The organism is Chryseobacterium luquanense (genome assembly GCF_026460945.1).
Classification (GTDB): Bacteria; Bacteroidota; Bacteroidia; order Flavobacteriales; family Weeksellaceae; genus Chryseobacterium; species Chryseobacterium luquanense.
The window spans coordinates 107,187-130,527 of record NZ_JAOVZV010000015.1 but is presented as its reverse complement, the minus strand read 5'-3'; the positions used below and the strand labels follow the sequence as shown (position 1 = coordinate 130,527).

Here is a 23,341-nt window from a genome sequence, read left to right as displayed (position 1 = left end):
TTTATTTACCACTCGCCTTCACTTCTTCAGGAGACTGTAGCTTTTGCATTTGATTCAACTGCTTTTTTTGGATATTATTGTTTTGCGGAGTATTATTCATCATCTGACTATTATTGTTCACTTTATTATTACCCGGAGCAATATTATTTTGATCAGTTTGAGGCATACTTGGTTGTCCAGGTCCGTTAAAAGGATTATTAGGCACAGAATTTCCTTTATTATCTGTTGGCTGGAACGCTAAGTCGCTTTTCAAATAATTCAGCATTTCTTTAGCTTTAATTCCTTCCGGAGTTTTAGCATAATTCAGAACGATTTGTTCAAGCTGCAAAATCATTACTTCTTTTCCGCTTGTTTTTCCGGCATTAATAGCATTCAATAAATTGAGTTTAGGAATTAATGCATCTTTAGGATATTTCAAAATAATCTGCTCAATTCTTCCCTGACTTTCTGTGAATTTTTCAGACTCATAAAGAGCATAAGCCATTTTATATTCGTTTTCAACTTCTTCCGAAGACTTTACAAAAGTGTTGTTCTTAGGATTTCTTACAAATTCTGCATACGATGTGTAAGGATAATCGGTCAATAAAATCTGTTTTGCTCTGTCTGCAATCTGAGGATTTTTCTCATAATTCATCGCAAAAATTTCATATAAAGCCTGCAACATTACTTTTTCTTCAGGTTTTACATCTACCAAATCATAAAGCGTTTTTGTTGCTAAAGATGTATTGGTAAAATAATTCTGATACATAATTCCAAGTCCTAAAGAAGCGGTATCCCTGTCTTTTTTCAACTGAGATAATTTTCCTAAATCTGCCGGAATTTGTTCTATGTAATATGATGGTTCAAAACGTCTCGGATTCGGTGCTGAAGTTATTCCTAAAGCTTCGTTCTTCATGTCTTCTATCGTTGCCATTTTTTTGGAATAACGCCAGTTATCAACCAAAGCACGATCTCCCCAAAGCTGTTTAAAAGTTGATGTACCTTTACTTACCGTTCCTGTATTACCGAAATAGAAACCTTTCGTAGCAACTCCGAAATCTTCAAAAGAATTTCCGCTGTTAGCAAACAGTGAATTGGCATTGTAATCTCCATTATCGAAACCTTTGTTTCTTTCTTCACGTCTTCTTTCCAATTCTTCTTTCTCTTCTCTAATCTTTAATTTCTCAATATACTTTGCAAAATAATCAGTTTTCTGAGCATCAGACATTCTTGCCAAAGAAAGAATACTGTCATTTTTCTTGATTAAATAATAGTTTTTAGAAATCTTTTTAATGTAGTTAGATTGATCCTGCAATAATATTCTTGAAGGTTCATACGTCATTGCAACCAATGCTGAATCATAATATGCTCCTGCTCCGATGTAATCGTTTCTATCTAAATAATCTTTACCAATCTCATAATAAGCCAAACCTCTCACTTGTGCATCTGAAACCTTCTCAAGAAGAGATTTTTTGAAAAAATCCTGAGCCTCTTTTTTCTTTCCTGCTTTGTTTGCCATCAAACCTAAAGCATAGTAAAACTCATTTTTTCTAGATCCATAAGTTCCTTTTTTACTTATTTTTTCAAGATAATCTTTCGCTCCTTCATAATTTCCTTTTCCGTTGAAAGTTTTGGCAATTTCGATTTGAGATTTAACTTCAAATTCAAAATCGTTTGCATATTTGTAGGCAGCTGCAAAGCTTTCTCTAGCCAAATCACATTTCCCGGTTTCCTGTAAAACCTGACCTCTCAAAAAGGCAATCCTACTTTTTAATTTTCGGTTACCATTTAATTCAAAAGCGCGGTCTAATTCCTTTATAGCAGATTCTTTTTTACCAGCATCCAAAAGAGATTCGGCGTAATAAATACTCAGAAGCTTCTCGTGATCTTTACTGATTTTTTCATTTTTAAGCTTATCAAAAATTTCATCAGATTTATGGTAGTTTTTAAGTTGAGAATAAGCTAAACCTTCGTAAACACGAGCTAAAGGAAGCCTTTTGTCTTCTTTCATATGTGTGAAAACATAGTTTAAAGCATCTAACGCTTTCACTGATTTTCCCTGATAAATTCTTGATTGCGCTAAAATAATATATGCATCAAAAACCGTTTTATTCTTTTCCTCTCCTTTTCTGATAACAGAATATTTGTTAATTGCTTTTAAAGCTTTTGCTTCGGCAATTTCTAAAGTAGTTGCACCTTTATTTCCTTCAGGATTATTGGGATCTTGAGGCATATTATTACCGGGCATTCCAGGCATTCCGGGACCATTTGATGGCATTCCAGGACCGTTTTTTCCATTTTGTGGTCTGTTTACTTCTGCCATTTTCATAGAATTTTCGGCAAAAGCTGAAGACTGACCTAAGTCGCTTCCTAAAGGTTGCTCTTCATAAGTCAAAATAGGAATATAAGGCGCATAAAAATTATCTTTATGAGCTTTGTCTCTTTCGGTAAACTCACTGTTCAACGCATCTTTAGCATTAAAAAGTGTGTTGTAATATGTTGAAAACCCTTTTAAAAACTTTGATCTTGCTTCCGGTTTTTTCACTCTCGTGCTACAGGAAACAACAACAATCGCCGCTAAAAGGAAAACTATTTTCTTTTTCATTATTTCAATATAACTCGCTAATTTACTTTTTATTATCAGCAGTTTGATGATTTTGTAAAAATAATAAAATTTTATTTTGAAAATTATTATAATTCCTTCAAAATTTTATAAACCAAATGTGTTGGAAGTCCCATAATAGTATAAAAGCTTCCGTTGATTTTTTTAATTTTCGACATTCCGAGCCATTCCTGGATTCCGTAGCTTCCCGCTTTATCGAAAGGTTTGTAATTTTTAATGTAAAAATCGATTTCTTCTTCAGAAATTTCATCAAATTCTACATCGGCAACATCGGTTTCTGTAATGGTTTTATCTAAAGTTTTAATGGTAATTCCTGTATAAACCTGATGCGTTTTTCCGGATAATGACTGAAGCATTTTTTTAGCTTCAATTTTATCTTTTGGTTTTCCGAGAAATTGATTTTCGTTGGCAACAACGGTATCTGCTGTTAACAAAGTCTGCCCTTCTTGTAGATTTTGGAATGCATTTGCTTTTAATTCAGATAAATAAGCTGCGGCCTCTCCTATTTTTATATTTTCAGGTAAAATTTCTTCGCAGTCGATTTTCACTACTTCAAATTCAAAACCTAAACTCGAAAGCAATTCTTTTCTTCTCGGAGATTGCGATGCTAAAAGTATTTTCATCATAAATTTTAAACGGATTGCGTATTATCATCATGCCATTTTCCCTGCACTTTCATTACCTGTTCTATGACATCGCGTACTGCTCCACTTCCACCTTTGATTTGTGAAATATAATCTGCAATGCTTTTGATTTCCGGAACTGCATTTTCCGGACAAGTTGCAAGCGCTGAATTCTGCATCATGTGAAAATCAGGAATATCATCTCCCATTGTCAGAATTTCTTCATTCTTAAGATTATATTTAGATTTGAAATCTTCATAATCCACCATTTTATCATGAGATTTTGCATAATAATCCTGAATTCCGAGATAGCTGATACGATGTCTTACCATTTCATCATTTCCACCGGTAATAACTCCGATTAAATAATCATTTTTTAAAGCTTTCACAACGGCATATCCATCTAAAACATTCATCACTCGGCTCATATTTCCGCCGGGCATTAAATAAACGCTTCCGTCTGTAAAAACACCATCTACATCAAATACAAATGCTTTTATATCTTTTAATTTCTCTTTATAACTCATTTTAATTAATGATTGATTAATGATAATTGATTAATGATAAGATTCAAATCAATCGCATTCATTAATCGCTTGTTTTGTTTTATTAATAAATTATTTTAATCAAGATTATACGTAAGTCTTACCGTAATTCTCGCAGATTTTTCTTTGCTTGAAGTATCAAAATTTCCTCCATAACTGTCTTCATCGGTAGAGCCTTTTGCTGTAATCTGAAAAACTCCCATCGAAGCGTCTTTTAATTTCCCTAAATCTCCATCTGCACTTTTCACAATTTTTTCAGCTCTTTCTTTGGCATCTTTAGAACCTGCTTCTATTAAACTATGCTTCAATGATGAAAGGTCAGAATAAGTATATTGTGCCGAAGATGGCTCAAACTGAACTCCGCTGTTGATAAGCTCGGCAGTTTTATCAATCACGCTTTCAATTTTTTTCATCAAAGCTGGATTTTTTTTAGACCTGAAAAACACACTTTGTGTTGCTTTATAACCATCAAAAATATCTTCAGATTTTTCTGATCCGTCAGATTCTTTTGTTGTAACGGTACGATAAGATCTAGAAAAATTAACTCCACCAAAAGCAAATTCACCAGCTTTGAAACCTTTGCTGTAGAAAAATGCCTTTACTTTTTCCTTATCTTGCGAAATCAAATTGTAAGCTTCTTTTGCATCCATTGCACTGGCGTCGAAACTTCCGCCCCAACTTATTTCGTCTGAAATAAAATCTTTAGATCCAAGACCTGTAACAGATATTGTATCTTGTTTTAAGTTTCTGTTTTTAAAACTTGAACCTAATACAAAAGCTGTGGTAACGATGGCTGCTCCGATGATGAGGGAACGAATAATATTTGTATTCATTTTTTTGGTTTTCCTCAAAGTTAAAACTTTATGGCAATTGATACATTTTTTTGATAGAATGATTCATGGTTTTATAAATTTCAAGACTTTCATCCTGTAATAATTCTTCGTGTAATTCTAAAACTCTTTTATCATTTCTTACAGCCGGTCCGGTTTGCGCAGATTTTGGTTCAATCTCATGAATTTTCTGTACCGTTTCATCAATCAGGGGTAAAAAATAATCAAACGGAATTTCCTGTGCATCTGAAATTTCTTTGGCTCTTGTAAAAAGGTGATTCACAAAGTTGCAGGCAAAAACTGCGGTCAAATGAATATATTTTCTCTTTTCATGACTGCTTTCCATCACATTTTCTGAAATTTTAGAAGCCAGTTCAGTTAAAATTTTCTGATCTTCAGAATTTTCAGTTTCAATAAAGAAAGGAATTTTTTTATAATCTAATTCTTTTGATTTTGAAAAAGTTTGCAGAGGATAAAAGCTTGATTTTCTGTACTCTCCTATCAATATTTCTTTTGGAAGAGAACCTGAAGTATGAGCAACCAAACAATTTTTTTTAGAAATAATTTTAGAAACATTTTCCACAGAATTATCGCTTACACAAATAATGTATAAATCTGCATCTTCCAATCTTTCTGTTGAGTAAGGAATATTTAATTCTGAAGAAATTTTCTGAAGTTCAGTTTCGTTCCTGCCAAATATTTGATTTAAAGGAATCCCATTCTGAACGAAGGCTTTTGCTAAATGATAAGCTACATTTCCGGAACCTATAATGATTGTTTGCATCTAACAAAGATAAATATTCTGGTTGGGTGATGGAAGGTGGATAAAGGATGTTTTTGACTTTTAATGATAAGAATCTAAATTATAGCACAAAAATTGAATAAGTAATTTAACTTTTAGATATTTTTGTAATCCAAAACAATGAAAGCATCTTATGAAGATTAAAGACGCAGAAATTATTGCGCTGATGCAAGATCCTCGAACCCTTGAAAAAGGCCTTCGGGTGTTAATGGATGCTTATCAGAGTAGATTATATTGGCACATTAGACGTATTATTGTAGATGCAGACCTTGCGCAGGATACTTTGCAGGAAACATTTATAAAAGCATATCAGAATTTTCATCAATTCAAAAATGATAGTCAGCTGTATACCTGGCTTTACAGAATTGCGACCAATGAAGCGTTGCAGCAGATCAATAAGCTAAAAAGAATGCAGAAGACAGATGAAGACCCTGAATATTATATGCAGAATCTGGTTGCCGATAATACGCACAGCGATGCCGAAGAAATACAAGTTTTTTTGCAAAAAGCTATACAAAGCCTTCCCGAGAAGCAGAAACTGGTATTTATGATGCGATACTATGATGATTTGCCTTACGAAGAAATATCTAAAATTGTAGATATGTCTGTTGGGACTTTAAAAACAAATTATCATTATGCCAAACAGAAAATAGAAGAATATATCAAAGAAAATTACGAAAGATAATTTTTGAGAAAACAAAGTATGAAAAATTTTGATCTAGATAATTTAGAACGTAAAAACATTTATAAAGTTCCTGAGAATATTTTCGAAAATATTCAGGAAAAAGTGTTGAGCGGAGTGAAAGATTTCGATCTGGAGAACTTAGAACGCAAAAATATATACAAAACTCCTGAAAACTTATTTCAAACAGTTCAGGATAGAGTATTGGGCGAAGTGAAAGAATTCAATCTAGAAGAATTAGAACGTAAAAACATTTATAAAATTCCTGAGAATTTGTTTGAAACAATTCAGGAACGAGTTTTGAATGAGATAAAAGTTGAGAAAAAAGCACCGATTTTCAAATTGAATTGGGGATATGCTGCAGCGGCGTCTTTAGCTCTTATTTTTGGGTCGGCTTTTATTTATAATTTAAATTCAGATTCTGCAATAAATTCAGATTCAACAAATAACATTGCTGATAACAGAACTTTGCCCAAAAAAGAAAGTCAGGTAGCTTATGAAACTTTAGCATCAGATTTAACTTCTGTTGAAAATAATGATCAAAGAATTGAGAGTCAGGTTAATATAAAGCCTATGGTTTCTCAGGCAGTTAATAGTAATTCTGCAAGTCAGACTAAAAAAACGGTAAAACCAGCGAACGAAATTCATATGAATGAATACATTGAGTCTCTTACCAGTTCTGAAATTGCAGAGTTAGCCAATAACTCAAGTCAGGATGTTTATTTAGACTTGTATAATTAAAAGAAAGATGAAAAAAATATTATTTACACTTTTTATAATTTCTGGGTTTGGGCTTAATGCTCAGATTAAAGATTATGACTGGAAGAATATGAGTCGTGAGAAAAGAAAGGAGGTAATAAACAATCTTTCTCCGGATGAAAGAAAAGCACTTCTTACCCAGTTTAGAAATAATATGGTGGTTGATATGTTGGATGTTGCACCGCAGGATAAAGCAGAATTTACTGCGATGTATAACGAATATCTTGATAACCAGAAAAAAATAAAAAGTCAGTTCGATTCTAATTTTGATCCTGAGAAATTGACCGAAGAAGAAGCAAAAGTAAAGCTTCAACAGAGTTTTGATATGGGACAAAAATTATTTGACAATAGAAAAAAATATGCAGAAAAAATGCAGACTGTAATACCTTGTCAGAAAGTCTTGAAGCTTTTCAATTCTGAGGCGATGATGCGTGATAAAATGAACGAAAAGAAATCTCATGATGGAAAGAACAATTCGAGACCTAAGCAATCTCCATAATAGTTTATTTTTTTAATGTTGGACGACTCTTGCAATTTATTGTAAGGGTCGTTTGATTTAAAAAAGCATTAAATATTTATAAAAATGATTTATTTCAAATAAAATAGTAAGCTAATTCTTATTTTTGTGAAGTAAATTTAATTTAACTAAAGTTTTGTTTAAAGTGAAATTGAATTTTATTAAAATGATCAGTATGAATAAAATAATTTTCTTTCTATTAGTTTCAAGTTTGTTTTTCGGGCAGAAAACCGAAGTGATTGATTTATCGAAATCTATAAAAGACAGCAAAAGCACAATTAAAACTTTCACAGTAATCGATCAGCGACCAAACAAAGATATCGGGAGTATACTATTTCACAAAGAGCAAGTGAATATTATTTTTGAAAACGATGCAACTAAAGATATTTCAAACTGGTTTTATAAATACAATACAGTAAAAGGAAGTGAAGAATTAGTTCTTTTATTGGAAAATTTAAATATTTCTGAAGATATTAAAGAAAAATATTCTATCGGAAAGCTTGAATTAAAAGCGAGTACGTTCATCAAAAAAAATGACGGCTATTATTTTGTAAACAAAATAGATACTGTTGCAACAGTATCCTCACGAAATACACCATATTTAGCTCAAAGTTTATCGAAAAAAATTACATTGTCATTGGCAGATTTGTTGAAAGATTCTTACAATAAAAGAACTTGGGAATTTGGTATTTCAGAAAGTGAACTTGCAAATTATAATTCCATTTTAATTGATAAGCTTGATGTTTTAAAATCAGATTCTTTGAAAGAAGGAGTTTATAAAGATTCTTACAGTTTTTTCACGCACAACCCCGAACCTGGTTTTACAATTGAAACCAATAAAAAAGGTGTTGTGACAAGAGCAGTAAAGGGTGAAGATAAAAAGTATATCAGTAACTTCTATGCATTTATTCATAATGGTGTTCCGTTTAAGGTAATTCCGGTTGGTTATGTTGAAATTTTCAGAGATGATCAAGGACTTTTTATTGAAGTTAAAAAAGAAGAACTGTTTCCAGAATCTAATTCTCCGTTTATAATGGTAGGCGGTGGAATTGGAGGTTTGGTAGGAAGTTTAGTTGCAAATGTTGCAATTGCAGCTATTGATTCGAAAGCAGCTCAAAAACGAAGAGGAATGCCAGGAACTTATGTCTCGCTTGATCCTTTGACTGGAAATTATATTTTGCCGGAAGATTTTGGTAAATCTAAATAGATACATAGAGAGGCGATTTGTCTCTCTTTTTTATTAAAAGATCAGAATTAAAATGGCATTTGTAACAAAAAATTAAAAATGGAATTCTCCTGCATTTTTTTATCTTTGCAAATTACATAGTTCTTAAATGAAAAACATACGAAATTTTTGCATAATCGCCCATATTGACCACGGTAAATCTACTTTGGCAGACCGTCTTTTGGAGTACACCAACACGGTGACTCAGAGAGAATTACAATCTCAGACGCTTGATGATATGGATCTGGAAAAAGAACGTGGGATTACGATAAAATCTCACGCCATCCAGATGGATTATGAGCTTAATGGCGAAAAATATATTTTAAACCTTATCGATACACCAGGACACGTAGATTTTTCTTATGAAGTTTCCCGTTCGATTGCGGCTTGTGAAGGTGCGCTTCTGATCGTCGATGCCGCACAAAGTATTCAGGCACAGACAATTAGTAACCTTTATCTTGCTTTGGAAAACGATCTGGAAATTATTCCAATTCTGAATAAAATTGACCTTCCGTCTGCGAACCCTGAGGAAGTTACTGACGAAATTATGGGACTGATCGGCTGTAAATATGAAGATGTTCTTCGTGTTTCGGGAAAAACCGGTGAAGGAGTTCACGAACTGTTGGAACAGATCGTTGCAAGAATTCCCGCTCCTGTGGGAGATCCGAAGGCGCCGCTTCAGGCATTGATTTTTGACTCGGTTTACAATCCGTTCAGAGGTATTGAGGCATATTTTAAAGTGGTGAACGGAAGTATTTCTAAAAACGAAAAGATCAAATTTTTCGCTACCGGAAAAGAATATGGTGCTGATGAGGTGGGAACTCTGAAACTGAAACAGGTTCCGAAGAAAACGATTGAATGTGGCGATGTAGGATATATTATTTCCGGAATTAAAGATGCCCGTGAGGTAAAAGTGGGAGATACGATTACTTCTTTTGTGAATCCTGCGGAAGCGCCGATTGACGGTTTCGAGGAAGTAAAACCAATGGTTTTTGCCGGAATTTACCCGATTGAATCTGAAGATTTTGAGGAATTGAGATTTTCACTTGAAAAATTAAGACTGAATGATGCTTCTCTGGTTTTCGAACCTGAAAGTTCTGCAGCACTTGGTTTTGGTTTCCGTTGCGGATTCTTAGGAATGCTTCACATGGAAATCGTTCAGGAAAGGCTGGAGAGAGAATTTGATATGAACGTAATCACGACGGTCCCCAACGTGTCTTATCATGGATATTCCAAGAAAGATCCTGAGACAACCATTTTAATTAACAACCCGTCTGAAATGATTGATCCCAATCTTTTAGACAGAGTGGAAGAGCCATACATCAAAGCTTCAATCATTACAAAATCTGATTTTGTAGGTCCTGTCATGACGCTTTGTATCGAGAAAAGAGGTGAGATCGTTAATCAAAGTTATCTGACAGCAGACCGAGTGGAACTGACCTTTAATATGCCATTGGCTGAGGTGGTTTTCGACTTCTATGACCGTCTGAAATCTATTTCTAAAGGATATGCATCATTCGATTATTCACCGATTGGAATGCGTTCTTCTAAGTTGGTAAAAATGGATATTCTGATCAACGGAGATATGGTAGATGCCTTATCTTCATTGATTCACGATTCGAATGCTTATTACATCGGTAAAAAAATGTGTGAGAAACTGCGCGAACTGATCCCGAGACAGCAGTTTGATATCGCTGTTCAGGCAGCTTTGGGAGCGAAAGTTATCGCCAGAGAAACCATTAAAGCTTTGAGAAAAGACGTTACTGCAAAATGTTACGGTGGTGATATTTCAAGAAAGAGAAAGCTACTTGAAAAGCAGAAAGAAGGGAAGAAGAAAATGAAGCAGATTGGTAGAGTAGAGGTGCCGCAGTCGGCGTTTATGGCTGTTTTAAAGCTGAATGATTAGGAAGAAAGAGCCAGGTAAAAAGTTAAACGAGCCAAATGGAATGGCTGGATAAAGTAAATCCGCAGATTTTTTCTGCGGATTTTTTTATGTGAAAAAACAGCATCAACTGAAACGGTTTACTGTTTATTTTTTGGTATATTTTATCTCCATGGTCTTATATTCTTTGCCGGTTTTAGAATCAGGGCCGTACATCTCTAAAGTCTGATGGGTGTCATCCACAAAAGTGTAGACTTCCCTCACGTCGCAGTCTTTGCCGGGTCTTGACGGGTCGGTCATTTTGCCTTTAAATTCAATGGATTTTTTGGTAGCATTCCATTCGCCTTCCATGTTCATAAATCCTGTTCCCATATTATCGATCCAGGTACTGATGAATTTCTTTTTAGAATTGTCGTAGCCTGTGATGCTCATTCCTTCGAAAGGCATTCCCATAAAATCACCTTTATGTTCGCTGGTTTGGTAACGTCCGTCAAAGATCATTTTGTTGGTCGTTGTTGAGGTACTGGTGGTGGGTTTTCCGCCGTCTTCCATCCACATGGTGTTTTCTCCGGACCAGACGCCGTCAGATTTTGCGAGCATTTTCTGCATTTCTCCCGGTGTCGCAAATTCCATCCAGGCTTTGATGGCGGTTGCAGAATCTACGGGTTTCCATTCTTCTTTTTCTGTAGTTTCGGTTTTGTCTGAACCTGTTTTGACATCCATTTTTACTTTGTCACAAGCAACAAACAATAGTGCAGTACAAGCTGCAAAGAATAAATTTTTCATATGTTTATATTTAATGTTTTCTTTTGTCATATGATATCGCAGTATTTTTATAAATATTGTGGGTGTTATTTGAGTTACTGCGATTTCGTAATTGTTTAGTTTTAAGTTGTTTATAAATTTAATAAAAAATAAGATTCAAAAAAATATTATTTTAATCTTGAAATTTAGATTTGTAATTGTTAATTTTGTGTACTTGCAACGCAAATATAAGTATGGATTCTCCAAAAAAACTACAAGACATTAAAGTCGCTGTTGATGCCGTTATTTTCGGATATTTTGATAAAAAAGATCTGCAAATTCTTTTGATAAAAAGAAATATTGATCCTTTCAAAGGCGGTTGGGCTCTTCCGGGAGGTTTAGTTTTAGATGATGAAAATCTAGATGATGCAGTAAAAAGAGAACTTCACGAAGAAGCAGGCATAAAACCCGATTTTCTCGAACAACTTTATACTTTTGGAAATGTAGGTCGTGATCCGAGAAATCGTGTGGTTTCCGTGGCTTATTTGGGCTTGGTCAATCCTTCTTATCATGAGTTGTTTGCCGATTCTGATGCAGATGATGCACAGTGGTTCAGTGTGAATGAGCTTCCGAAATTGGCTTTTGATCATCAAATCATTATTGATATTGCGTTAAAAAGACTTCGCACAAAAATTCAATATCAGCCAATTGGTTTCAATCTTCTTAATGAAGAATTCCCTTTTTCAGACCTTGAAAATCTTTATAAAACAATTGTCGGACAGGAAATTGACCGCAGAAATTTTCGAAAGAAAATTATGAGTTACGGACTTTTGAATGAAACAAATAACGTTAAAAAAGAAGGCAGCGGAAGACCCGGAAAATTATTTACTTTTAATCAAGAAAAATATAAAGAGCTTGAGGAAGAAGGTTTTTATTTTGAAATTAAATAGTTTTCTAAACAGAATTTATAGAAGTGTTTTACACTAATTTTCAAGAACATTTAATTGAAAATTTACAAATTCTTAAAAATAACAGACAATATTTTACATTGAATAAGAACGGACTTGAGTCCGTTTTTTTTTTATTTAAATTCAGCAATTGACTTTAGCCAAAACTTAACATCAATCATTTAAATTATGTAATTTGTTAAAATATTTAGTTCATTCATGTTTAAATTAAATAAATTTTATTATTGATAATCAATTGATTATATTATTTAGTGTAAACTTAACGCAAATAAATTTGGTTAATAAATCCAGATTCTTTTAAATTTGTGTAAAATTAACACAATATGAAATATACATTACAAAATACAATTGAAAAGTTTCAGAGAAAAGAGAAATTGAAATTTCTGTTCTTTTGGGGACACACTGTGAAAGATGAAATTACAAAAGCTTGTTTCAGTCAATGGTTTCCTTTTGAATTTCAGGAAGACGGAATTATTTACAAAACGGCAGAACATTTTATGATGGCTGGAAAAGCAAAGCTTTTTAATGATAATAAAACTTTAGAAGAAATTTTAAAATCTGAAAACCCAAAACAGGCAAAAGATTTAGGAAGAAAGGTGAAAAATTTTGATGCTCAGCTTTGGGAAGAAAATAAATATGAAATTGTAAAAAATGGAAATTTTTTGAAGTTTTCGCAAAATGAAAAGCTAAAAGATTTTCTTCTTTCAACCAATGATGAAATTCTAGTTGAAGCCAGTCCATACGACAGAATTTGGGGAATCGGAATGCTGGAAACAGACCCGAAATCACAAAACCCATCATTATGGAATGGTGAAAATTTGTTGGGATTTGCTTTAATGGAAGTAAGAGATGAATTAAGAAGGTAAAAACACAACACTCAAACACAGTATATTAATTATGAAAAAGATTTATGTATCAGGAAATGGAAATGTATCTTGGGAAAATTTTCATCAGTTTTATATTGAACCATTAAAAAAATTAAATCTTTTTGAGTGTGAATTTATCATCGGAGATTATTCAGGAACCGATACTTTAATGATGGAATTTTTAAAGGATAAATGTGAAAATGTGACGATTCTTCATATCGGACAAAGACCACGATATTTTGTCAATAAGTTTAAAACCAAAGTGATAAACTGGAAATTTGTCGGAGGTTTTACTTCTGATTTTGAACGGGATTCCTATGGAGTTGAAAATTGCAGTTATTTTCTTGCGACGGATTTTAATACCGATCAAAAAAGAAAAAGTGGAACATTAAAAAATATTGAAAAATGCCTGAATTTGGGTAAAATTAAGATCTAATAACCATGAAAACAATAACACTTTACAGACCCGTCGGAGAAAAGGAAATGGTTTTAATTATAGAAGATAATTACAAAAAATTTCCCCCAAGATTGGAGTGGCAACCAATTTTCTATCCTGTATTGGATGAAAATTATGCCTCCGAAATTGCCGAAAAATGGAATACAAGAGATGAGGCAGGAAATTATTTAGGTTTTGTAACCCAATTTGAAATATTGGAAGAAGTTGTAAATCAATATCCTTCACAAAATGTTGGAGCCAGAAATCATAATGAACTATGGGTTCCAGCACAAGAATTAGAAAAATTTAATCAAGCAATTGTTGGAAATATTGAAGTGACAAAAGTGTTTATTGGGAATGATTTCAGAGAATCTGAAAGCACTGAAATTAAGAGTTTAATTTTAAAATTAAAAAATGAAACTTAAACTTAAAAGTTATAAAGAACAACTACAAGATTGGCCAAAAAAAGGATATCACATCATGGCACAATATGATGATGAAAAAATAATTGTATATCAGTCTTATCGAAAAGAAATTGGTGAATTTGCAGTTCAGAATCAATATTTTGGGGGAGCATTTAGTCTTGAAAGAATGACTTGGATTAAGCCTAATTTTCTCTGGATGATGTACCGAAATGGATGAGGAACAAAAGAAGGACAGGAACTTGTCTTAGCGATTCATTTAAAAATGGAAGCATTCAAAAAATATCTCGACAATGCTGTTTATTCATCTTATAATGAAAAGTTAGAATTATCGAGAGAAGAATGGCAAAATCAGGTAAAGGATCAGGTAAAGGAATCATCTGTGAGATTGCAGTGGGATCCGGATCATGATCCTTTCGGAAATAAATTGGAGAGAAGAGCAATTCAAATTGGGTTAAGAAATGATTTCATCAAATCTTTTGCTCAGGAAGATATTATTTTAATTGAAAATATTTCAGATTTTGTGAAAGAACAATATCAGTTTGTTTTAAATGATGACTTGTATAATTTGATGATTCCTGAAGAAAAATCTTTACTATTTGATGATAATTTGAATAAAAAATTAAGATTAAATGAAAATGGATAAACTCATTATTGCCAAAAATCTATAAAAGGAATTTCCTTTGGCAATGCTTTTGGTGAAAGTTTTTTTGGAGAAGAAAGCTTAATGAAGAGCCATATTTATCAAAGAATTCTGCCCGAAAGCTCGTTAGATATTACAGATGATACAATTATGGCAATTGCTGTTTTTAAGTCTTTGGAAAAATTCGGAGAAATAAATCGGAATTTTTTGGCAGAAGAGTTTACGAAGAACTATTATTTGGATGTCAACAGAGGTTATGGACCGTCAATGCATCAATATTTTAGAGCTGTAAAAAGCGGGGAAAACTGGAAAGAAGTTTCTTATTCAAAGTTTGAAGGACAGGGTTCGATGGGAAATGGCGGAGCGATGAGAGCGTCAGTGATTGGCGCATATTTTTATGATGATTTGGATAAGCTTAAACGTAATGCAGAGCTTTCCTGCGAAGTCACTCACGCCAACAAAGAAGCGATAGAAGGAACAAAAACAATTGCGTTGGCGGCGGCTTTTGCCATTCGGGAAAAATTAGGAATTTTACAATTGAATCAAAAGGAATTTATCCAAAAAATTCAAAATGAGTTAGATGATTCGGATATGAAAAGCAAGCTGAATAAAGTTCTTTATTTAGAAGGAAATCCAAGCATTGAATTATTGGTGAAAACCTTAGGAAACGGAACGAAAATGACCGCTCAGGATACTGTTCCTATCGTTATCTGGAAGCTGTCAAGATATCGAAATAATTTTGAAGAATGTCTTTGGAATACCGTTTCAGCATTGGGGAGATACGACTTGCGCAATGGCAGGAGGAGTAAGCGCTTTATGTTGTGATGAAAATACAATTCCTCAATGGACGAAAAATGTGGAAAATTGGAAACGAAGTAAATTTTATGAAAATTGAATTAATAAAAGGCGACATCACCAAAATAAAAGCAGACGCAATCGTCAATGCTGCCAATTCATCTTTATTGGGAGGTGGCGGGGTTGATGGAGCAATTCATCGTGCAGGAGGAAAGCAAATTTTAGATGAATGCATGGAAATTAGAAATAGACAAGGGAAATGTAAAACCGGTGAAGCTGTCGTGACAACAGCCGGAAATCTTCCTGCAAATTATGTCATTCATACGGTTGGTACGGTTTGGAATAATAATGAGGAAAAAAGCTCCGAATTATTGGCAAATTGCTATAAAAATTCTTTGAAATTGGCGGAAAGCCTTAATGTTAAAACGATTGCTTTTCCAAATATCAGTACAGGAGTTTACAGATTTCCAAAAGAACTGGCTGGAGAAATTGCTGTTCGTGAAGTCGAGAATTTCCAATCTGAAATCATTGAAAAAGTTGTTTTTGTTTGCTTTGATGATGAAAATGAAATGATTTATAAACGACTTTTAAATCTTTAAAAACCATGAAAAAAATAATACTTTTAGCAATATTTATCCCATTTTCCAACGCTTTTTCACAGGAAAAAGATTCGATCAGGGATATCCAGGATGTGGTGATACAAAGTGAGGCGGGAAGATTACAGGCGGTCAATTTTCACAACATTAATCCTGCTAAAAGTATTCAGAATGTAGGAAAAGAACCTTCGTTTTTATTGTCAGAATCTGTTCCGTCGGTCACGGCGTATTCGGATACGGGTGGAAATAATGGCTATTCTTACTACAGAATTCGTGGGATTGATCAGACGAGAATCAATGTTTCGATGGATGGAGCACCGATGAATGAACCGGAAGATCAGGGTTCTTATTTTTCGAATTATCCGGATATTTTTAATTCTTTTGATAAAATTCAGATCCAGAAAGGAGTAGGTTTATCGAAGAACGGAACGGCAAGTTATGGCGGAAGCATTCAGTTATTTTCTCCTGATTTAAAAGAAAAAAATCTTGAATTTGGAGCAAATTACGGTTCGTATAATTCATTGAGGTTGTACGGAAAATACACTTCAGGAATTAAAAATAATATGGGAATTCATGTGAGATTATCCGAAATTTATTCTGATGGTTACAAGTATAATTCCTCTAATCATGGACAGTCTGCGTTGATCAGCGGTGGAATTTTTAGCGATAAAAGTGTCTTGAAATTCAATGCTTTGATGGGGAATCAGAGAAATCAACTGGCTTGGTTGGGTGTCACGCAGGAGCAGATTGATAAAGATCCGCGAACGAATGGAAACAGAGATGAAAAAGATCGGTTTTTTCAGACTTTTCTGCAGGTTTTTAATCAGACAAAATTGAGCGAATCTTCTTCTCTTCAAAGCAGTATTCATTTTACACATTTGAATGGAAATTATGATTTTAATTTAAACAATTTCATCGGATTACCGGAAAACGGAGAAATTTACAATTATGCTTTTAATTCAAATTTCTTGGGATTTTATACCAATTTTCAGAATAAATTTAAAAACGGGAAAATTGTCGCGGGATTTAATGGAAATGTATACAGTAGAAATCACACAGGAAGCGAGCTTACTTTGGGAGAATTGTACAGAAATACAGGCTATAAAAATGATGTAAGTGCTTTTGCTCAGGGAGAATTTAAGGCTGGAAAGTGGATTTTCTCCGGAGATGTTCAGTATAGATTTACAGATTTCAGGTATAAAGGAGATCTTTCGATAAATAATTTGGAATGGAATTTCTTCAATCCAAAAATTGGGATTAATTATCTGATTAACAATGAGTCAAACGTATATTTCAGTTTGGGAAGAGTAGGAAGAGAACCAACCAGAAATGATATTTTTATGGGAAATGATAACTTGATGCTGGATGAAAATAATCAATTGGCTCTTGGAACCGTTACGCCCGAATATGTAACTGATTATGAGCTAGGTTACCGTTTTAATAAAGGAAAAATAAAACTGGAATTTAATGTCTTTTACATGGATTTTAAGGATGAAATTGTATTAAACGGAAACTTCGGACCCAACGGATTGGCGTTGACCAATAAAGTGGATAAAAGTTATAGATTGGGAACAGAAGTTTCATTCAATTATCAGATTAATGAACACTGGAATTTGAAAAATAACTCGTCTTTTGTGTATTCAAGAATTAAAGAAGAAAATATTTCGTTTAGTCCGGTATTGACGCCAAAATTTATTGTAAATCAGGAAGTAAGCTATATATTGAAGAATCTTACAATTAATGTAACTTCTAGATTTCAGGACAGTTCGTACATGGATTTTTCAAACACAGTAATACTTCCGTCTTACGTAATTTTCAATTCCGGAGTTTTATATGATTGGAATCAATGGCAAATCGGATTTTTGGTGAATAATATAACGAACAGACGATATTATAATTACGGTTACACAGAAGCAGATGGCACAGGAAAATATTTTATTCAGATACCGAGGAATTTTATGGCTTCTTTAAAATTTAAAGTTTTTTAAAATGAAGGGTTTTGTATTTGGAAAATTTTATCCGTTTCATATCGGTCATCAGAAGATGATCGAATTTGCCCTTGAAAAAGGGAGTGTAACGGTTTTGGTATGCGCAGAAGAAAAGGAAAAAATAGACGGAAATATCAGAAAAGAATGGATTAAGGAAACTTTTAAAAACAATAAAAATCTGAAGGTAAAAGTTTTTAAATACGATGAAAGTAATTTCCCGAATACGTCTGTTTCAGACTGGGAAGTTTCTAAAATCTGGAGTGAAGTTTTTAAAGAATATTTTAAAGAAGAGGAGTTTCTCGTGACTTCTGAAGAATACGGAGAAATGCTTTCTATGATTATGGATATCGACCATTTTATGTTTGATGAAAACAGGGAAAGTATTCAGATTTCAGCTTCAGAAATCCGCGAAAATTTATTTGAAAACTGGAATTACCTTCCGTTATCTGTTCAGAAATATTTTGCCTTAAAAGTTGTTTTTCTCGGAACGGAATCCACCGGAAAAACAGTGATGACAAATAATTTATCTGAATATTTTAAATCCAATAAAGTTTCAGAAGCAGGACGGGATCTCATTTCAGATTCAAAAGGATTTGATTTTAATTATCTGGAAAAAGTATACACAGAACACGCCAATCGAATTGAAAATGTGAATTATCAAGAAAGTTTTTTAACGTTAATTGATACAGATATTCACATTACAAAATCTTATTCTGAATTTATTTTTGGTAAAAAACTAACGGTTCCGGAAGAAATTATAGAGAAAAATAAAGCCGATCTCTATCTTTATTCAACAAAAGATGCAGAATACATTCAGGACGGGACAAGGCTTGAAATTGATGACAGAAATAAATTAGACGAAAGCCATCGAAACATTTTAAAAGAAGACAAAATAGATTTTCTGGAAATTTCCGGAAGTTGGGATGACAGGGAAAAAATGGCGGTTGAAAACATCAAAAATTTAATTTTGAAAAGACAGATGATGTTCAAAAATTAATCTGATTGTCCATAATCCATCAGAGTTGAAAAGACTTTGTGTTCTTTGCTGAGTGGAACGCCTTTGTGAACTTTAAAATCAACAGCATTACTTGCAAAATCTTTGTGGACTTTGCGTTTAAAAAAAGGCATTATTATTAAAAGTGGACATTTGAGGAAATTAATATTCAAGCTAAAAAACAAATGAAAAAATTAACCATATTAAGCGGTGCAGGAATCAGCGCCGAAAGCGGAATAAAAACATTCAGAGACGGAGACGGTCTTTGGGAAAATCATAGTATAACAGATGTAGCAAGTCCGGAAGGGTGGAGAAAAGATAGAGAATTGGTTCTCGAATTTTATAACCAAAGACGTCGCCAGCTTCATGAAGTTGAACCCAATGATGCACACAGATTAATTGCAGAATTAGAAAAATATTTTGACGTTCAAATCATCACGCAAAATATAGACGATCTGCATGAAAGAGCAGGGTCTACAAACATTCTTCATATTCACGGAGAATTGTTGAAATCTTGTTCGTGCAACAATAAAAATCTTGTTTACGATCAAAAAGAAGACATCAATATCGGTGACAAAGCCGAAGATGGAGCTCAGTTAAGACCTTTCATTGTATGGTTCGGAGAAGATGTTCCTTTGATGAAAGAAGCGACAAAAAGAACAAAAGAAGCAGATATTTTCCTGGTTATCGGAACGTCTCTACAGGTTTATCCGGCGGCAGGATTGCTTCATGATATTAAAGATGATTGTCTTTTAATTGTGATCAATCCCAACGAAACAGGCTTCGGATACGGACAAAGAGCTGTCGTAATGAAAGAAACCGCAACAAAAGGGATGCAGTTATTATTTGATAAATTGGTAAATTTAGCCTAATGGAAAATGCAGTAAAAGCAGGAATTTTCGGAGTTTGCATTGGCGATGCTTTGGGCGTTCCTGTGGAATTCAGAAGCAGGGAACAATTAAAACGTTCGCCAGTTACAAAAATGAGAGCTCTAGGAACACATCATCAACCTGCGGGAACGTGGAGTGATGATGGTTCTTTAACATTATGTCTTGCAGACAGCCTTTGTAATGGATATAATTTGGAAGACATGGCTTTGAAGTTTTTACAGTGGTACAATGCGGAAATTTGGACACCACACGGAAGAGTTTTCGATATTGGGATAGCAACTTCACAAGCCATCCATAGAATTAGCAAAGGAACTTCCCCTACTTTATGTGGTGGAACAAGTGAGTTTGATAACGGTAATGGTTCTTTAATGAGAATTTTGCCATTATTATTTTATATCAAAGATTTTCCGATTGAACAACGTTTTGATAGAATAAAAGAGGTTTCTTCCATTACTCATGGACACATTCGTTCTACTTTGGCTTGCTTTATTTATTTGGAACTCGCTTTGGAAATTCTGAAAGAAAAAGATAAATGGGAAGCGTACAAAACAATGCAGGAAACAGTTCGGAACTTTTTGGATCATAATCCGATTTGTTCTCAAGATGAAATGGATAAATTTCACCGAATTTTAGAATTAAAAGTTGGCGAATATGATTTGGCTCCATTACATACTTTAGAGGAAGAAGAAATAAGTTCTTCGGGTTACGTTCTCCACAGTTTAGAAGCCTCATTATGGTGTTTTCTAAACTCAGAAAGCTATTCTGAAGCAGTATTGAAAGCCGTCAATTTAGGAGAAGATACCGATACAACAGGAGCAATCACAGGTGGAATTTCCGGAATTTATTATGGTTTTGAAAGTATTCCTGAAGAATGGATTACGGAGCTGGTGAGAAAAGATGATATCGAAAACTTATGTATTAAATTAGAAAATAAATTAAAAAAATAAAACACAAACCATGAACGAACAACAAAAGAAAAAAATAAGCAAATTCCTGAGCTACGTTCTCAGGCATCATCCCGAACTCATTAATCTGAATTTGGACGAAAACGGATGGGCAGATGTTAACGAACTGATCACAAATTCTACCAACGATTCTCAAGGTTTTACCTTTGAAGAGCTGGATGAAATTGTGCAGACCAATGCTAAAAAACGATTTGCTTTTAATGAAGATAAAACAAGAATCAGAGCCAGTCAGGGACATTCTATTGATATTAATTTGGATTTAATTCCACAACAGCCTCCCGAATTTTTGTATCACGGAACAGCTCAAAACAATGTCGAATCTATTTTAGAAAAAGGGATTGAAAAAAGAAGCCGACAACACGTTCATTTAAGCATCGATAAAGAAACCGCAACCAATGTTGGAATGCGCCACGGAAAGCCGGTAATTCTAACTATAAGCACGGGAAAAATGTTTGAGGACGGAATAGAATTTTATCTTTCGGAAAATGAAGTCTGGCTGACAGATTTTGTGGAAGCAAAATATATTTCAAGATGACATTAAAGGAGTTTGAAGAAAAAGTAAAAGATTTTTCTTTGGAAAAAGAAAATTTGGAAGATAAAGTTAATGAATTATTTGGAGATGGTTTTCCTGCAGCTTATGTTGCACATTTTGTTATTGAGCAGAAAAATTGCAGGTTATCAGATGTTGAAAAGATTTTTAATGGTTGTCCGAATTATATAAAAAGATATGGCAAATCAAAAGAAAAAAAATGAAAAGAACATTAGCAATAGGAGATATTCACGGAGGATTCAAAGCTTTAAAACAAGTTTTTGAAAGAGCCCAAGTTACCGAAAATGATATATTAATTTTCCTCGGAGATTATGTGGACGGCTGGAGCGAATCTTCTCAAATTATTCAGTTTTTAATAGAGCTTTCCGAAAAACAGGAATGTATTTTCATCAAAGGAAATCACGATGCTTGGACGGAAGATTGGCTTTCTTTCGGAAATGCTCCTGATGTCTGGCTTCACAATGGCGGACAAAGTACTGTTGATAGTTATTCTGAATATTCTCTCGAAGAATTGGAAATACATTTGGAGTTTTTTGAAAAAATGAAAAATTATTATATCGATGAAGATAACCGCTTGTTTATTCATGCAGGTTATTCTTCAATGCACGGTCCTGAAAAAGAAGTGTACTCCAGCAATTACCGTTGGGACAGAACACTTTGGGAAACCGCTGTTGCAATGGATAGAAAATTAGCAAAAAATTCAGAATTATATCCGAAAAGATTTCTTTTATACAATGAGATTTTCATCGGTCACACGCCGACTTTACATTTAGGAATCAAAGACCCCATCAACAAAGCCAATATCTGGAATCTTGATACCGGAGCGGCTTTCACGGGTTCATTAACGATCATGGATGTTGATACGAAACAATTCTGGCAAAGCGATCCACTTCCGAGTTTATACTCTGGTGAAAAAGGAAGAAATAATTATAATATAAGAGCAAAAAATCACTAACGATTCTCCTCTAACATTTTGAAAAGTACTTTTGAACATTCAATCTTAAAATTTATCAGATTTAAAATGAAAAAATAGTTTAGAAGATGAATTTCAATGATTATAAAGCTCTATTTAAAAAAATACGCTCCAAATTATTTGAAGCGTATTTTTTTATCTTTTAGGTAAACCTTTTTTCAAAGCATAATTGGCTCTTTCGACTGCTTTTTTCTCTTTCCAGTCCATGTAGCGTTTTTTGTAACGACCTTTCATGAAGTTGTCAAAATTTCTCTGTACGGTAAGATTCCAAAGAGAATTTGCTTTTACAGCCCAAGATTTATCCCAAGCTCGAAGGGAAATAGAGAAACTGCCATCCAAATATTTCATCCAGTGCCACCATCCTGTAGGCATAAACAAGGTGTCACCATGCTCAAGGAAACATTCAATTCCTTCAACACCATCTAAAGCCGGGAATTTTTCAAAATCAGGATTGGCAATATCATAATCTTCCAGTGCATACGTTGCATAAGGTAACTTATACAATCTGTCCTTCCATTTGTATTCAAAAAGAAGAACGTGTTTTCTTCCGTTGAAATGGGTATGGAAAATATGCGCTAAATCGATATCGAAATGTAAAAATGTTACCGAACCTTTACCACCAAAAAACATTCCCGGATATTTGTCGAGAAATCCACCCATCAATTCTTTCGGCGGAATATATTCGTCAAGCAATTTTGAAGCATGTTTTATAGGATCAAAAAAGAAAATCCGTAGATCGGTAGGTTCTCTTTGAATGAGATCTATGTAATCTGCAAATTTCATTTCGGTAGTCGGCGTATTGATGGGAGCGGAAGGATCTGCTTTAGCGCTGTCGTAAAGAGGAACTGTAATGTCTCCTACCACTTCTTTCACATAATCCATCGTCCATTTTTGATAGGCGGGCCACTTTTTTGCCATGTTTTTAATCACAACCGGCTTTCTTGGAATCAGATATTTCTCACGAAACTCTTCCTGAGTGATATCATCAACAATATCTATAGGTTTTAGAATAACCCCCATTCTTATAAATTTTATGTTACAAAA

At 33.7% G+C, this 23,341-nt stretch carries 25 protein-coding genes and 1 pseudogene; 19 read left to right on the top strand and 7 right to left on the bottom strand.

Features of this window, described 5'->3' with window-relative positions; all coding sequences use genetic code 11:
• Position 1 precedes the first annotated feature (1 nt).
• From porW to OEA66_RS13180, 5 genes are all read right to left on the bottom strand, one after another.
• Positions 2-2,584 carry a type IX secretion system periplasmic lipoprotein PorW/SprE gene (gene porW / locus OEA66_RS13200; protein ID WP_267281812.1) on the bottom strand — a complete coding sequence of 861 codons (2,583 nt, stop codon included), beginning with the start codon at positions 2,582-2,584 and terminating at the stop codon, positions 2-4.
• Positions 2,585-2,670: 86 nt separating this feature from the next.
• A complete protein-coding gene (locus OEA66_RS13195; RefSeq protein WP_267282009.1) occupies positions 2,671-3,225 on the bottom strand; it encodes a Maf family nucleotide pyrophosphatase in 555 nt (184 codons plus the stop codon).
• 8 nt (positions 3,226-3,233) lie between these two features.
• Positions 3,234-3,752: a KdsC family phosphatase gene (locus OEA66_RS13190; protein ID WP_267281811.1), complete on the bottom strand. Its 519-nt coding sequence runs from the start codon at positions 3,750-3,752 to the stop codon at positions 3,234-3,236.
• Between the two features lie 95 nt (positions 3,753-3,847).
• Complete coding sequence (locus OEA66_RS13185) at positions 3,848-4,603, bottom strand: SIMPL domain-containing protein (protein ID WP_267281810.1); 756 nt, start codon at positions 4,601-4,603, stop codon at positions 3,848-3,850.
• A 28-nt stretch (positions 4,604-4,631) separates the two neighbouring features.
• Complete coding sequence (locus OEA66_RS13180; protein WP_267281809.1) at positions 4,632-5,384, bottom strand: Rossmann-like and DUF2520 domain-containing protein; 753 nt, start codon at positions 5,382-5,384, stop codon at positions 4,632-4,634.
• Between the two features lie 151 nt (positions 5,385-5,535).
• Between OEA66_RS13180 and OEA66_RS13175 the strand changes: the two genes are divergently transcribed.
• The 5 genes from OEA66_RS13175 to lepA all read left to right on the top strand — a co-directional run bounded on the left by OEA66_RS13175 (position 5,536) and on the right by lepA (position 10,491).
• Entirely contained in the window at positions 5,536-6,087 is a 552-nt protein-coding gene (locus tag OEA66_RS13175; protein WP_267281808.1) for an RNA polymerase sigma factor, read from the top strand.
• A gap of 18 nt (positions 6,088-6,105) precedes the next feature.
• Positions 6,106-6,825, top strand: coding sequence for a hypothetical protein (locus tag OEA66_RS13170; protein ID WP_267281807.1), 720 nt, complete (start codon positions 6,106-6,108; stop codon positions 6,823-6,825).
• A 7-nt stretch (positions 6,826-6,832) separates the two neighbouring features.
• Positions 6,833-7,342 carry a hypothetical protein gene (locus OEA66_RS13165; RefSeq protein WP_267263985.1) on the top strand — a complete coding sequence of 170 codons (510 nt, stop codon included), beginning with the start codon at positions 6,833-6,835 and terminating at the stop codon, positions 7,340-7,342.
• Between the two features lie 193 nt (positions 7,343-7,535).
• On the top strand, positions 7,536-8,567 hold the full coding sequence (locus OEA66_RS13160; RefSeq protein ID WP_267281806.1) for a hypothetical protein: 1,032 nt from the start codon (positions 7,536-7,538) through the stop codon (positions 8,565-8,567).
• Positions 8,568-8,694: 127 nt separating this feature from the next.
• Positions 8,695-10,491 (top strand): translation elongation factor 4, encoded by a 1,797-nt coding sequence (gene lepA, locus OEA66_RS13155; protein WP_056083030.1) that lies wholly within the window; start codon positions 8,695-8,697, stop codon positions 10,489-10,491.
• Between the two features lie 123 nt (positions 10,492-10,614).
• Here lepA and OEA66_RS13150 read toward each other — a convergent pair whose 3' ends face one another.
• Positions 10,615-11,253 carry a DUF1579 domain-containing protein gene (locus OEA66_RS13150; RefSeq protein WP_267281805.1) on the bottom strand — a complete coding sequence of 213 codons (639 nt, stop codon included), beginning with the start codon at positions 11,251-11,253 and terminating at the stop codon, positions 10,615-10,617.
• Positions 11,254-11,465: 212 nt separating this feature from the next.
• Between OEA66_RS13150 and OEA66_RS13145 the strand changes: the two genes are divergently transcribed.
• From OEA66_RS13145 to OEA66_RS13080, 14 genes and pseudogenes are all read left to right on the top strand, one after another.
• Positions 11,466-12,161 carry an NUDIX hydrolase gene (locus OEA66_RS13145; RefSeq protein ID WP_267281804.1) on the top strand — a complete coding sequence of 232 codons (696 nt, stop codon included), beginning with the start codon at positions 11,466-11,468 and terminating at the stop codon, positions 12,159-12,161.
• Between the two features lie 341 nt (positions 12,162-12,502).
• Positions 12,503-13,045: a riboflavin biosynthesis intermediates N-glycosidase gene (ybiA, locus tag OEA66_RS13140; protein WP_267281803.1), complete on the top strand. Its 543-nt coding sequence runs from the start codon at positions 12,503-12,505 to the stop codon at positions 13,043-13,045.
• A gap of 31 nt (positions 13,046-13,076) precedes the next feature.
• The gene (locus tag OEA66_RS13135; RefSeq protein WP_267281802.1) at positions 13,077-13,481 is read left to right on the top strand and encodes a hypothetical protein; all 405 of its coding nucleotides are present in this window, start codon (positions 13,077-13,079) and stop codon (positions 13,479-13,481) included.
• A gap of 5 nt (positions 13,482-13,486) precedes the next feature.
• On the top strand, positions 13,487-13,906 hold the full coding sequence (locus OEA66_RS13130) for an ADP-ribosylation/crystallin J1 (RefSeq protein WP_267281801.1): 420 nt from the start codon (positions 13,487-13,489) through the stop codon (positions 13,904-13,906).
• Positions 13,896-14,549 (top strand): annotated as a pseudogene (locus OEA66_RS13125) (DUF4291 domain-containing protein). The gene OEA66_RS13130 and the pseudogene OEA66_RS13125 overlap by 11 nt, the downstream one beginning before the upstream one ends.
• Before the next feature lie 81 nt (positions 14,550-14,630).
• Complete coding sequence (locus tag OEA66_RS13120) at positions 14,631-15,371, top strand: ADP-ribosylglycohydrolase family protein (protein ID WP_267281800.1); 741 nt, start codon at positions 14,631-14,633, stop codon at positions 15,369-15,371.
• Between the two features lie 59 nt (positions 15,372-15,430).
• Positions 15,431-15,940: an O-acetyl-ADP-ribose deacetylase gene (locus OEA66_RS13115; protein WP_267281799.1), complete on the top strand. Its 510-nt coding sequence runs from the start codon at positions 15,431-15,433 to the stop codon at positions 15,938-15,940.
• 5 nt (positions 15,941-15,945) lie between these two features.
• Entirely contained in the window at positions 15,946-17,925 is a 1,980-nt protein-coding gene (locus OEA66_RS13110) for a TonB-dependent receptor (protein WP_267281798.1), read from the top strand.
• A gap of 1 nt (position 17,926) precedes the next feature.
• Positions 17,927-18,922, top strand: coding sequence for an AAA family ATPase (locus OEA66_RS13105; protein WP_267281797.1), 996 nt, complete (start codon positions 17,927-17,929; stop codon positions 18,920-18,922).
• A 182-nt stretch (positions 18,923-19,104) separates the two neighbouring features.
• The gene (locus OEA66_RS13100) at positions 19,105-19,791 is read left to right on the top strand and encodes an SIR2 family NAD-dependent protein deacylase (RefSeq protein WP_267281796.1); all 687 of its coding nucleotides are present in this window, start codon (positions 19,105-19,107) and stop codon (positions 19,789-19,791) included.
• Complete coding sequence (locus tag OEA66_RS13095; RefSeq protein ID WP_267281795.1) at positions 19,791-20,756, top strand: ADP-ribosylglycohydrolase family protein; 966 nt, start codon at positions 19,791-19,793, stop codon at positions 20,754-20,756. The genes OEA66_RS13100 and OEA66_RS13095 overlap by 1 nt, the downstream gene beginning before the upstream one ends.
• 10 nt (positions 20,757-20,766) lie before the next feature.
• Complete coding sequence (locus OEA66_RS13090; protein ID WP_267281794.1) at positions 20,767-21,309, top strand: RNA 2'-phosphotransferase; 543 nt, start codon at positions 20,767-20,769, stop codon at positions 21,307-21,309.
• Complete coding sequence (locus tag OEA66_RS13085; protein WP_267281793.1) at positions 21,306-21,527, top strand: hypothetical protein; 222 nt, start codon at positions 21,306-21,308, stop codon at positions 21,525-21,527. Before OEA66_RS13090 ends, OEA66_RS13085 begins: the two co-directional genes overlap by 4 nt.
• Positions 21,524-22,279 (top strand): metallophosphoesterase family protein, encoded by a 756-nt coding sequence (locus OEA66_RS13080; protein WP_267281792.1) that lies wholly within the window; start codon positions 21,524-21,526, stop codon positions 22,277-22,279. The genes OEA66_RS13085 and OEA66_RS13080 overlap by 4 nt, the downstream gene beginning before the upstream one ends.
• A gap of 153 nt (positions 22,280-22,432) precedes the next feature.
• Here OEA66_RS13080 and OEA66_RS13075 read toward each other — a convergent pair whose 3' ends face one another.
• On the bottom strand, positions 22,433-23,317 hold the full coding sequence (locus OEA66_RS13075; protein ID WP_267281791.1) for a cupin-like domain-containing protein: 885 nt from the start codon (positions 23,315-23,317) through the stop codon (positions 22,433-22,435).
• Positions 23,318-23,341 lie beyond the last annotated feature (24 nt).